This window comes from Clostridium lacusfryxellense, from assembly GCF_018861735.1.
Taxonomy (GTDB): domain Bacteria; phylum Bacillota; class Clostridia; order Clostridiales; family Clostridiaceae; genus Clostridium_AD; species Clostridium_AD lacusfryxellense.
This window is the reverse complement of record NZ_JAHLEB010000114.1, coordinates 1-3,454: the sequence shown is the minus strand read 5'-3', so window position 1 is coordinate 3,454 and position 3,454 is coordinate 1. Positions and strand designations below refer to the sequence as shown.

Sequence of the window (3,454 nt, the reverse complement as noted above, 5' to 3'; positions counted from 1 at the left end):
GAGGCATTATGTAGAGAGTTTCATTATGGTGAGTCTTCGACTAAACCCTTGTGTCACCAGTAATTATTTCTAAAAGACTCACCATAATAATAGGTGTTTATTTACAAAAATTTTTCAACCAATTCATCAAATCTCCGTCATCTTGCCATTTTGGCATATCTTTAGTTGTCAGCTCAATATATGATTTTTCTAATGCTATTCGTTTCATTTCACTGTCAGCTCTTGCATATATTTCTGTTGTGTTAATATCTGAATGTCCTAAAAAGTCCCGTATATAAATAAGATTTACTCCTGCTTGGAGAAGGTGCATTGCCTTGCTATGGCGAAATACATGTGGCGTTACAACAAAATTTATACAAAAGTCTTTATTGGTTTTTGCCTTCTCAATATATTTATTTATTAGGTATGATATACCCCACCTGGATAATTTTTTATGCTGTTGATTGTAAAATATTGGATGATCAGTTTCAGCGGTTCCAAAGTTCTTTTCCTGTCTTGCCTTATAAGATTCTAATAACTTTTGAGTATTACCCATAATAGGTACCTGTCTTGTTTTATTACCTTTTCCATGAAGAGTAATAACCGCAGGTGATGTCAACCTTACATCCTTCCACTTTAAATCTATTAATTCTTGTACTCTTGCACCGGTGTCATAAAGTATAACTAACAAAATTAAATTTTTTCTACCTGCTAATGTATTGACGTCAGGTTGTTCAAGAAGAATTTTCAGTTCATTAGCCGTAAGATACGGTATCATCGGTCTAGGCTTTCTTTTCATAGGTATAACTAAAATTTTACCCAGTTCAAATAGGTTCTCTGGACTTTCCTTTTGAACATATCTAAAAAATGCATGTAGTGCTGCGAGACGCTGATTTCTTGTAGCAATGGAGTTTTTTCTACTTTCTTCAAGCCAATTGAGGAAATCTACAATCAAATTTCGGGTAATCATAAAAATAGTTATATTTTCGATACGTATCTTTTTTTCGGACTCACAGAAAATTAGAAATAGTTTAAATGCATCTCGATAAGAGGCTATTGTATTAACACTGACGTTTCTTTGTCCTGGTAGATAAAGAGAAAGAAACTCTGACAGATACTTGGAGAAATCATTCTTCTTCATGATCAATACTCCATTTCGGTATCAAGTAACCAAATGCAGCTTCAGTTCGCTGTATGATATCTGGGTACAAATCGGCTGTCAAACGCAAATAATATTGTGTAGCTCTAAAATCTGTATGTCCTAAATAAGTTGATAAGTAAGGCATAAGATTAGTCAACTCCTTACCTGATAGCGCCCACTTCTTTAGGCAATGAACCGAATATGAATGACGCAAATCGTGAATTCTAGGACCTTTACCCGAATGGGATATTTTTGATTTCCATAAATAATCGCGGAAGCGTCGGTAAATAGTACTTTTATCAATAAGTGAACCACTCTGTGGGCTCTTGAAATAATAGGTATCTCTATCACTCGCGGTATTCATTTTTTCTTCGAATGTTTTGAATCTGTTAATAAGACTTGGTGCAATCGGTATAATTCTATCTTTATTATTCTTTGCATGCAAAATTGTAATAGTACCTGATTCCAAATCTACATCTTTGCACTTCAAATTTAAAGCTTCGGAGAGGCGGATCCCGCTACCATAAAGTAAACGGAACAATACTGGGTCAATTAAATGCCGATTACTATTGATACAGGAGGGGTATCTATCAATTTCGCTAAACATTCGTTTTAACTCTTCTTCCGAAAATATATAAGGTACAAATGAAGAACGTTTAGTTGGTGCAGATATTTTGGGACAATCATAGGCAATTAACCCCTGCCTTCGTAAAAACTTCGAAAGATTGCACATAATTCTTTCTTTAGTATAGTGTGTGGATTTTTTTTCGTAATCTACACCATAGCAAAATGCTTCAACAAGCTCTTTGGTCAATTTGTTTTCTTTATATCCATTACTATAACAGTGTTCATCAAACCGTTCCAACAATCGTGATTGGGTTTTATATTTAAAACCAATCATATGCATTTCATTTAAAAACATCTTTATAAACTCAGCAAATTCACTTTTCCATTGGTATTCATTTTTCATATTTAAATACCTCATCTGGATCTATTATACATTTCCGAAGACCTTCCATATCAATTTTTAAATAAATGCTAGTTGTCTGTATATTCTGATGCCCTAATACCTCTGAAATAATCGGAAGAGGGGTATTATTATCAAGCATAGCACGTGCAAGAGTACTTCTAAGAGAATGGAGTCCACATGAACGATCACGCGGTATTTCTATTCCTGCTTTAACCATATACCTATGTAGAGAATGCTGCAGACAATCGTTATGACTAAATGCATCGTATGGTGCGCGGTGTCTGATAAATAGGATATCGGATGATGTTTCAGGTCGCCCATTTTTCAAATAATCTATGATTGCCCATCCAACGTCTTCAAGTATAGGAAGTTCTAGTGTTTGTTTTGTTTTCTGCATAATAAGTGATATGTTTTTTAGATTCCAATTTAGATTAGATAATCTTAAGGATCTAATATCGCTGACTCTAAGCCCTAAACGGACTACAGTCAAAAGAATTGCATAGTCTCTTTTTCCTGTAGGATTACCTCTATCAATTGATTCCAATAGTTTCTTTACATCTTTAGTTTTCCATGAAGACGGAATAAACGAATTGCGTATAATCCTCACCTTTGGGAGCAAACGACTAATATCCTCTGATATAAAACAATCTTGATACAGGAAGTTCATGTAATTTTTCAACCCAGAAATAACGGTTGCTACATACCTGGTTTTATTGCTTGCATAATTTGATAAGAATTTTGTAATTAGGGATGATGTTATGTGTTCAGATGATTGAACATTAGAATACTGAAGAAAATCAATAAACCGCCTGATCGGCTTTATAACAGCCTGAAAACCTTGAGGTGCATATTTCCTTTCAATAAAATGCTTATTGAATGCATCATATTCCTGTTTAAACTGATTTGGACATTCGTATGGCTTATCCTTTCCTCTCATTCGGAATGTTATTTTTCCATACTCTGTATAATCCCATAATACCTGCATGCAACGCATAGTAGCACTAATTTTCTTAGGATGAGTACCATAAAATCCATTAATAGTAAGACCATACTTTTCCTTCAGATAATTAAGCCCAACTTGTTCACTATAGTAATTAATTCCTTTTTCTTTTGTATACTTGAGTAGAACATTATAATTACAACGATAACTTTTAATAGTTGTATCACTATAACGTTGCCTCTCTAACTCTGCTAAAACAGTAGAAACTGCCTCTTCAATTTTGATTGTTTCATTCATAATAAGCTCCTTTCATAAAACATTGATATACTTATTATGAACAATTATGGTGAGTAAATAACATAGGAACCCTCTAGATAAGCCAATTTATTTGAGTACTCACCATAATATAACACTCTACATAATG

Annotated in this window: 3 protein-coding genes; all 3 read right to left on the bottom strand. The window is 33.7% G+C overall.

What is annotated here, in order from left to right; genetic code table 11:
* Window positions 1–97: 97 nt before the first annotated feature.
* The 3 genes from KPL55_RS25320 to KPL55_RS25310 are packed head-to-tail and all read right to left on the bottom strand — an operon-like array spanning window position 98 to window position 3,327.
* Complete coding sequence (locus KPL55_RS25320) at window positions 98–1,120, bottom strand: tyrosine-type recombinase/integrase (RefSeq protein ID WP_216309531.1); 1,023 nt, start codon at window positions 1,118–1,120, stop codon at window positions 98–100.
* Window positions 1,107–2,090, bottom strand: a complete 984-nt coding sequence (locus tag KPL55_RS25315; protein ID WP_216309530.1) for a tyrosine-type recombinase/integrase — start codon at window positions 2,088–2,090, stop codon at window positions 1,107–1,109. Before KPL55_RS25315 ends, KPL55_RS25320 begins: the two co-directional genes overlap by 14 nt.
* Complete coding sequence (locus KPL55_RS25310; protein WP_216309529.1) at window positions 2,080–3,327, bottom strand: site-specific integrase; 1,248 nt, start codon at window positions 3,325–3,327, stop codon at window positions 2,080–2,082. Before KPL55_RS25310 ends, KPL55_RS25315 begins: the two co-directional genes overlap by 11 nt.
* Window positions 3,328–3,454: the final 127 nt, after the last annotated feature.